The organism is Methanomethylovorans sp. (assembly GCF_041305605.1).
In the GTDB taxonomy this organism is placed as follows: Archaea; Halobacteriota; Methanosarcinia; order Methanosarcinales; family Methanosarcinaceae; genus Methanomethylovorans.
In genome coordinates this window covers 1-9428 of sequence record NZ_JBFYLB010000047.1, presented here as the reverse complement: position 1 = coordinate 9428, position 9428 = coordinate 1, and the positions used below count along the sequence as shown (strand labels likewise).

Genomic DNA, 9428 nt, shown 5'->3' with positions numbered 1-9428 from the left:
AGTTATAATGTATCGCGCACTATTCTAATCAGGTGCAAGATATATCATGACTGTTGTTGTATTTACCGAAAAGAACAAAGCTGCCTCACAGATCGCCAATATCCTTAGCGGAGGTAAGCCTGACAGAAAGCTTGTGGAAGGAGTGCCAGTCTATGTGTTTCGCAGGGATGGCCAGGAATGGCAGGTCATGGGTCTTTCCGGTCATATTATGGGTTATGATTTTCCACAGGAGCTGAACGACTGGAGATCTGTGGACCCTCGAAAATTGCTTGATACAGCACCCGTCAAAACAGTTACAAAAAAACCATTTGCTGATGCCATTTTCTCTCTTGCCAGAGAAGCCGATGGGATAATACTCGCCTGTGATTTTGACAGGGAAGGAGAGAATATCGGATTTGAAGCAAAGGAACTTGCAGCCAGGGTTTCCCGCGCCCCTGTGAAAAGAGCAAGGTTCTCTTCATTGTCTGATTCCGAGATCACCAAAGCTTTTGACGATCCCGTGGAGCCTGATACAGCTATGGCAATGTCTGCGGATGCCCGCCAGATCCTCGACCTTAAAATGGGCGCTGCTTTTACCCGATACCTGACCCTGGCCGTGAGGGAAAGAGCACGCACTAAGGATATCCTTTCCATCGGACCATGCCAGACCCCCACATGCGGTTTCGTATATGAAAGAGAAAAAAACATTAGAGATTTCAATCCCGAAGATTTCTGGAAGATCGAAGCACTTTTCCATGCAAAAAGTATGGATTTTAAAGGAGTGCACCGGGCAGGCAATATAAAAGATAAGGCAAAGGCAGCCGAGATATTCAAAAGGATAAAAGCATGCAATAGTGGGATAGTTACAAAGAAAAGTGTGACAGAAGTAAAGACAAATGCACCATATCCCCTCAACACTACCGAATTTCTCAAACGTGCATCCAAGTTCCTGAACATCAGCCCGGAATCTGCTCTGGAGATAGCTGAACAACTGTACCTGAACGGTTTTACAAGCTACCCAAGGACAGAGACAAATAAATATGCCGATGATTTTGATTTCAAGTCAAAAGTAATAGCCTTTACATCCACAGAATACAAAGAACCTGCACTTGCCATTCTTTCAGCCGGTGATATCACTGTGCGCAACGGTACAAAAGATGGGCATGACCATCCGCCCATCCATCCAATAAAAGCAGTTGCTGTGAAGGAAGTGGAGAAAGCTGTAAAGACCGAAGGGGCGGGTAAAGTATATGACCTGATAACCCGACATTTTCTTGCTAATCTAATGCCTGCGGCTCTATTCGAGAAGACGCATTTTGAAATCACAGTGCAGAACGAGTTGTTCGACTCTTCCGGATCGGTAATGAAAAGCGAAGGTTGGATGGTAGTGTACCCCTTTGAGACAAAGAATGACAAGTTCCTGCCCGAGATCCAAGAAAAAGAAGAAGTTAAGGTGAAAAAACTGGATAACATAGCTTCCAGGACCGCTCCTCCAAAACATCTTACTGAAGCCGAACTGTTAACCCTGATGGATAAGCATGGCATCGGTACTAAGGCGACGGCTCCTTCGCATATAGAAACAAACAAGAAGCGTGGTTATTTTGAGACGAAAGGCAAGACCATAATTATTCAGGAAACCGGTTTCAGCCTTATGGACGCTCTTAGCACATCGGTACCTATTGTAGTGAAGCCGGAAATAAGGGCACGCATAGAATCCCTTGTGCAGGAAGTGGAGGAGGGCAGCAAAAACTTGGAAGTTGCGGTTACCGAGGGAACTGAGCTTATAAAAATGATGTATTCACAACTTACCGAAAACCGTGATTCCATCGTATCCCGGCTTGCAGGCTCTATTAATGATGAAGCTGCCACGGAGGACAAGAAGAATTACATTGGCAAATGTCCGGATTGCGGGCATGTGCTACGCATAATAAGCACTGATAAGGGACGTTTTGTAGGGTGTACAGGATATCCGCAATGCAGGAACACTTACCCTTTGCCCAGGGAAGGTGCTCTTTCCGTACTTCGCTCAAAAGAATGCCCCAAAGAGGGAATTGCGGTCATAAAAGTAGCAAACAAGTATTGCTGGGCAGTGGGTGTGGGACCTTGCTTTGCATGTGACAGGGCAAAGGAATGTTTTCCCCCTGAAGTCGTGGGTCCGTGTCCTATATGTGACGGAGAGATGTGTCTTGTCACCACGAAGGATTCACGTTTTCTGGGTTGCAGTAAAAGATGTGGCCGTACCCAGTCCCTGCCTCAGGAAGGCAGGCTTACGATACTTGAGCGTAGGTGTGAGGTGTGCGGATGGAAAATGATACGCATAAAGGAAAAAGACAAGGATGCCAGTGAGATCTGTGTCAACCGTAGCTGCGGAAAAATTCAAGGCAAAAAAAGGTCTTCAAATTGAATTGATTTTATTCTAAATCAATTATCCTTGATTAGTCGCATTGCGAACAAATCTTTAAATACAATAAGTACATAGGTAAGATTTAGAGATGAAGGCCATATCAGGATAACCTTCTACTACCTTACAGGTGTCTAAATCCAAAATATATCCTTAAACCTCCTTAATTCCGGTTCGCGCCTTCGTCTCTACCTCCATTGATCACCATAAAGCTCTTCAAAGGCTATTTCTTTAAGTTCTTTTCTTGAAGACGTTGTTTTGTTCCTGTCGGGATATCCTATGGCCAGTGCAGCCATGAGTTCAAGAGATTCTGGCGCTTCTAAAATCAAATTCACTTGTTCTTTATTATTAAGTATCTCTCCGAGCCAGACAGCCCCCAGTCCGAGTTCACAACAGGCAAGCAGCATGTTCTGTATGGCTGCACCTATGGCTTGCGCATCTTTTGTAGGATCATACATTGTGGAGGTATCCAGAAAAACAGCTATGATGACACTTGCACCCTTCACAATAGCTGAATAGCGTGTGCAACTGGCTAATTTGCTTATCGTGTCCCCTTTCTGTACCACTATGAATTTCCAAGGCTGGTTGTTAAGGCCCGATGGTGCCCAGCGTGCAGCCTCAAGGATCATTGTAATGTCCGATCTTGCCACAGGCTCAGATGTATAGCTGCGGATGCTTCTTCTTGATAGAATGGTCTCTATAGTACCCTGCATTTATGTCACTCCAAAAAAAGTGACGTGTTCTCGTATATAAAACACGTCTTTGTAATGTAAATTCAATCGTAAGATTGTAGAAAGTTTACTTTTCATTAAGGCCACTGTTAAGCCAGGGCATCATTGCACGCAGCCTGCGGCCCACCTCTTCCACGGGGTGTTCCCGGTCCTGGCGCTCCATGGCTGTGAGCACGGGCCTGTTAGCCTTGCCTTCAAGCACGAACTCCCTTGCAAACTGCCCGTTCTGGATACGCTCCAGAGCTTCATACATAGCTTCCCGGGACAATTCATTAATGACCTTGGGCCCAACGGTCATACCACCGTATTCTGCGGTATTGGATACGGAATACCACATTTTCTCCAGACCACCTTCGTGAATGAGGTCTACGATGAGCTTCAGTTCATGAGTTGTCTCAAAATATGCGATCTCTGGCTGGTAACCGGCTTCGATGAGCACTTCAAAGGCAGTCTTGATAAGAGAAGCCACGCCACCACACAGGTCTACCTGCTCTCCGAACAGGTCAGTCTCTGTTTCCTCACGGAAAGTTGTCTCAAATACTCCTGCCCGTGTGCAACCTACACCTTTTGCATGTGCCAGAGCTAACTGTTTTGCCATGCCGGTAGCGTCCTGATAGACTGCAATAAGACCCGGAACGCCATGGCCCTCTTTGTAGGTTCTGCGTACAAGGTGCCCGGGGCTTTTTGGCGCGACCATGTACACATCGATCTCCTTCTTGGGCACTATCTGATTGTAATGGATGTTAAAACCGTGGGAGAAAACAACAGCATTGCCAGGCTCAAGTCCGGGTTCTATGTCTTCATAATATACCTGAGACTGCGTTTCATCAGGCAGGAGGATCTGTATCACATCAGCTACTTTTGCTGCTTCTTTGACAGTCATGACCTTAAGACCATCCTCTTCTGCCTGCTGCCAGCGCTTGCTGCCCTTACGCAGACCTACGATCACCTCAAGTCCGGAATCATGCAAATTCTGGGCCTGAGCATGTCCCTGACTTCCATACCCCATCACTGCTATCTTCTTGCCTTTCAAAAGATTGAGATCTGCATCCTTATCATAGTACATATTTGCCATTTGAATTACCTCTCAGGTTTAGTTCTATACGCTCTTCGGGCCTCTGCGCAGGGCAATTTTGCCGGTACGCACCAGTTCCTTGATCCCGAAGGGCTTAAGCAACTGTTCTATTGCCTTGATCTTGTTCTCGTCACCTGTCACCTCTATCACCATGGACTTGCTGGCAACATCGATGATCTTTGCCCTGAAGATGTCTGCTATCTGCATGATCTCAGAACGGTTGTTCACATCTGCATTGACCTTAATAAGGGCAAGCTCCCTTTCCACGGTGTCCTCAGACCCAAGGTCCGTTACCCGGATGACATCGATCAATTTATTAAGCTGTTTGGTGACCTGTTCCAGTACAAGGTCATCACCACGTACGACAATGGTCATACGGGATATCGTGGGATCCTCAGTGACTCCCACTGCCAGGCTGTCTATGTTGTAGCCTCTGCGGGCAAACAAACCAGCAACCCGTGAGAGCACACCGTATCTGTTCTCCACCAGGACTGCAAGTGTATGTTTCATTCTTTCCTCTCCAGATCCATTATCTCGTTTATAGCTGCTCCTGCTGGCACCATGGGCGATACGTTCTCTTCACACTCTATCCAGAAGTCTATCAGTGTAGGCCTTCCGGAAGCTATTGCCTGCTCGATGGCAGGTCTTACCTCAGAAGGCTGTTTAACGCGCAGTCCAAGTGCTCCGTAGGCTTCTGCAAGCTTTACGAAATCAACACTGTCCCTTATACAGGTATAAGAGTATCTTTTATCGAAGAAGAGCTCCTGCCACTGCCTGACCATGCCCAGATAACCATTATTGAATATAGCGATTATCACAGGAATGTTCTCCTGTACGACAGTTGCCAGCTCCTGCGAACTCATCTGGAATGAACCATCACCCGAGATATCAAAGACCACTCTGTCGGGCTTGGCCATTTTGACCCCAATGGCTGCCGGAAAACCAAATCCCATGGTACCCAGCCCTCCGGAAGATATGAATGTGCGGGGCTCACTGAACCTGAAATATTGAGCTGCCCACATCTGGTGCTGGCCGACCTCAGTAACTATAATGGCATCCTTGCAGGCATCGTGGATCTGTTCGATGATATACTGGGGTTTGATATTACCACTGCCCCCGATATAATGCAGGGGATATGACCTCTTCCAGTGTGCTATCTTTTTCAGCCATTCTTCGGTAGAAGCCGTGTCAACATATTTGAGCAGGTCTTCAAGTACCTTTTTTGCGTTACCTACGATAGGAATGTCTACACGCACGTTCTTGGATATCTCTGCCGGATCTACGTCTATATGTATGATCTTAGCATTGGTTGCAAAGGATTTTATTTTACCTGTAACCCTGTCATCGAACCTTGCACCGACAGCAATAATGAGATCTGACTCCTGTATCGCATAATTGGCATATTTGGTACCATGCATACCCAGCATACCCAGGAACAACGGATGGTCCACAGGGAAAGCACCCATTGCAGTAAGAGTAGTAGTTACAGGAGCCTGCACTTTTTCAGCAAGTGCCTGCAGATACTCGCTGGCATTAGCACTAATAACTCCGCCACCTGCGTAGATAACAGGTTTGGAAGATCTGGATATCTCTTCAGCAGCCTTCTTTATCTGCTGGATATTACCTTCATAAGTTGGATTGTAACTGCGCAGTTTCACTGTTTCAGGATAATGGAAATCGATCAGCTCTGTGGTGAGGTCCTTGGGGATATCGATGAGCACGGGCCCTGGCCTGCCGGTGGATGCGATGTGGAACGCTTCCTTCATGATCCTCGGAATATCTTTAGCATCCTGCAGAAGGTAATTGTGCTTTGTTATAGGCAAGGTTATACCTGTGATGTTGGCTTCCTGGAAGGCATCATTCCCTATCATGGATAGTGGCACCTGGCCGGTAAGAGCTACAATGGGTATGGAGTCCATGTAGGCTGTGGCTATACCTGTTACCAGGTTCGTTGCTCCTGGACCTGATGTGGCTAAGCATACGCCTACCTTACCTGTTGCCCTTGCATATCCATCTGCGGCGTGGGCAGCCGACTGTTCATGGCGTACAAGCACATGGCGTATCTTAGAGTCATAAAGTGCATCATAAATAGGAAGCACCTGGCCTCCGGGATATCCGAATATCGTATCTACGCCTTCCCTATACAGACACTCGATGATGGCCCTTGCACCTGTCATCTTCTCTGTTCGTTCTGTCATTAGATCACTCTGCTGGTCATGAATTACTATTTTAGATTATATTTATGTTTGTTACACATCTTCTATTGTACTATGTGGTTCCGTCTGTATCAGCCGATTGATACCGTTAAGCATCGCTTCCACAGAAGCCATGATAATATCAGTACGTGTGCCTCTGGAGGTTATCATTTTTCCGTCCTTTGAGAGTTTCACCAGTACTTCCACAAGGGCGTCAGTGCCTCCTGTAATGGCATCCACATGGTATTCCTCTAGCTGTATATCGCCTACTCCGGCCACTGCTTTCTTTATACACTGAATGGTCGCATCCACAGGGCCATCACCTATACCTGCCTGGACCACTTCCTCGCCATCAACTTTCAGTTTGACCGAAGCCGTAGGTGTTACCCTGTTCCCGGATACTACGGTGAAATCTTCAAGTTTGACCCTGGAATTGCACTGGATATTCAGTACGGTCTCAGCGATGGATTGCAGATCAGCATCCGTAACGTGCTTACCGAAATCACCCAGCTCTTTTACCCTTTTGAGGATCTCGTTAAGATGTGCATCCTGGACATCATATCCCATCTCTTTTATGGCTAGGGATACGGAACTTTTGCCTGCATGCTTACCCATTACGATCTTACGCTCACGCCCGAGTATTTCCGGTCTGATCGGTTCATAGGTGGACGTATCTGCCAAAAGACCGTGTACATGGATACCTGCTTCGTGAGAGAAAGCGTTGCCTCCTACAAGGGATTTATTCGGAGCTACGGGTATGCCAGTAAGGCGGCTTACCAGCCTTGAGGTCTTGAAAAGTTCAGTTGTCTTGATACCTGTATCGTACTTATACAACCATTCAAGGATCATTACGACTTCTTCAAGGGATGTATTGCCTGCTCTTTCCCCTATACCGTTAATGGTCACATGTGCCTGTTTAGCACCTGCTCTGAGTGCAGCCACCGTATTTGCAGTACCCAGACCAAAATCATCGTGGCAGTGTATGCTCACAGGTGCCTTTACGGATGCGGTCAGATCCTTGAATATTGCCTCTGTCTTCTCGGGTACCAGCATGCCTACCGTGTCACAGAAACAAAGTCTCTCTGCACCAGCCTCGATACCTGCCTGATAGATAGACTTCAGGAATCCCATATCTGCCCTGGAAGCATCCTCTCCGCTAAGCTCCACTATAAGCCCATGTTCTTTGGCATATTCTGTGGTCTCGATCGCCATCTGCCTTACTGTTTCTCTGTCCTTCTTGAGCTTGACACTAATATGTAGGTCTGATACAGGAGCTACAAGGTGAATGGAGTCCACATCACATGCAAGTGCATAGTCAATATCGGGTTGCATGATCCTGCAATAGCTGCAGATATCTGCATCTAAACCTTCAGCTGCAATTGCGCGGATGGCTTCTCTCTCTCCTTCGGAGGTAATGGCTGAACCGGCCTCGATAATATGCACGCCAAGCTCATCGAGCTTGCGGGCAATGGCAAGTTTGTCCTCTTTAGTGAGTGCCACGCCGGGCGTCTGTTCACCATCTCTTAGAGTTGTGTCCAAAAACCGGATGTTTTCCAATAATACGACCCCTCACAGGTATTTGTCTGCCGGGCATTGCCAACAGCACCTACACCGATATCTCTATACTATATATGCATATCGATGTATCTATCACGATTGTTCACATGTGGAAAGGAAAGAAACAGGCTAACAGAAAATAGAAAAGCTGTGCCTGAGATGCAGGCATCAGAAGTACTTATCAATGGTTTCTATTGAGCTTACCAGCAAGTCCACACATGCCTTCACATCAGCTGTGTCCACCACTTCCACGGGGGAGTGGATGTAACGGGTAACTACGCTTATGACACTGGAAGGAATACCTGCCCTTGTAAGGTGTATGGCAGTGGCATCAGTGGTACCGCCATCGCCTACCTCAAGCTGGAAGGGAATGTTCTTTGAGTTAGCGGTTTCTTTTAACCATTTGACTACCTGGGGAGAAGCAATAAGACCACGTCCGGAGGCATCTGCAACTGTGATGACACCGCCTTTACCCTGTTCTACTGCAGCATCCTTCTTATCGATGCCCGGATGATCGCCTGCCACAGTGGTATCCACTGCAAGGGCTATATCCGGGTCCAGGCTGAAGGCTGACGTACGGGCACCTTTGAGACCTACCTCTTCCTGCACGGTCCCCACGGCATATACGGTTGCTTTTATGTTTTTGCCTGCAAGTTGCCGCATTACTTCCAGAAGTATGGCACAACCCGCACGGTTGTCAAAAGCTTTGCCTGTGATCTTGCCGTTTGCAAGGGCCACTACTTCCCTGTCCATGGAAACTGGTGTTCCCACGGTAATTCCCATCTTTTCGGCATCTTCACAGCTTGTGGCGCCCACGTCGATGAACATATCCTCGGACTTTACAGGTCTTTTCCTGTCCTCCTCTTTCATCACGTGGGGAGGCTTGCAGCCGATAACTCCGGGAATTGGACCTTTGCTGGTATGTACTACAACTCTCTGGCTATGTAGTGTCGGGTCGAACCAGCCACCGATCTTCACGAACTTCAGGAAACCCTTATCATCAATGTATTGCACCATCAGACCGATCTCATCCATATGAGTGGCAATCATTATCGATGGCCCGCTTCCTTTTTTAGTGGCTATGAGATTGCCCATCTTATCAGTGGTCACCTCGTCCACATAAGGCTTAAGTCCTGCCTCCATTATGGCGCGGATACTGTCCTCATGGCCGGATATGCCATGTGCATTGGATAGCTTCTTCAAAGAATCGATTAGTTGTTCCATATGGATCCTCTTTATTGGAATTAGTGCAGGATAATAGGAACTGCTGATATAAAGATATAGATGTGAAATATAAAGAGAAAAAGAAAAAAACATTTTAAGGATAAACTAGAAGCTTACCCCTTCCTACGCATGAACAAGAATGCCAGAACAAGGATCACAGCCATAGAGTGCAACGGTTAGAAAAACTATGATTCCGGTTAGGTGTTGCAATAGATACACTGCCAAGTTTTGTCTCAAGTACCATTACAATATCTTTAGAGGATTCT

General features: G+C 47.0%; 7 protein-coding genes. 1 reads left to right on the top strand and 6 read right to left on the bottom strand.

The genetic code is table 11. The annotated features are described in order from the left end of the window. The first annotated feature begins 46 nt into the window (after positions 1-46). A complete protein-coding gene (locus tag ACCM36_RS03225) occupies positions 47-2383 on the top strand; it encodes a DNA topoisomerase (protein ID WP_370572291.1) in 2337 nt (778 codons plus the stop codon). 185 nt (positions 2384-2568) lie between these two features. Here ACCM36_RS03225 and ACCM36_RS03220 read toward each other — a convergent pair whose 3' ends face one another. The 6 genes from ACCM36_RS03220 to ACCM36_RS03195 form a co-directional block, all read right to left on the bottom strand. Further along, a complete protein-coding gene (locus tag ACCM36_RS03220) occupies positions 2569-3093 on the bottom strand; it encodes a nitroreductase family protein (RefSeq protein ID WP_370572290.1) in 525 nt (174 codons plus the stop codon). Positions 3094-3178: 85 nt separating this feature from the next. Beyond that, entirely contained in the window at positions 3179-4186 is a 1008-nt protein-coding gene (gene ilvC / locus ACCM36_RS03215) for a ketol-acid reductoisomerase (RefSeq protein ID WP_370572289.1), read from the bottom strand. Positions 4187-4210: 24 nt separating this feature from the next. Beyond that, positions 4211-4696 carry an acetolactate synthase small subunit gene (ilvN, locus tag ACCM36_RS03210; RefSeq protein WP_321418611.1) on the bottom strand — a complete coding sequence of 162 codons (486 nt, stop codon included), beginning with the start codon at positions 4694-4696 and terminating at the stop codon, positions 4211-4213. Next, positions 4693-6384, bottom strand: a complete 1692-nt coding sequence (locus ACCM36_RS03205; protein WP_370572288.1) for an acetolactate synthase large subunit — start codon at positions 6382-6384, stop codon at positions 4693-4695. The genes ilvN and ACCM36_RS03205 overlap by 4 nt, the downstream gene beginning before the upstream one ends. Positions 6385-6435: 51 nt before the next feature. Then, a complete protein-coding gene (locus tag ACCM36_RS03200) occupies positions 6436-7938 on the bottom strand; it encodes a (R)-citramalate synthase (RefSeq protein WP_370572287.1) in 1503 nt (500 codons plus the stop codon). A 168-nt stretch (positions 7939-8106) separates the two neighbouring features. After that, entirely contained in the window at positions 8107-9162 is a 1056-nt protein-coding gene (locus ACCM36_RS03195) for a M42 family metallopeptidase (RefSeq protein ID WP_370572286.1), read from the bottom strand. Positions 9163-9428 lie beyond the last annotated feature (266 nt).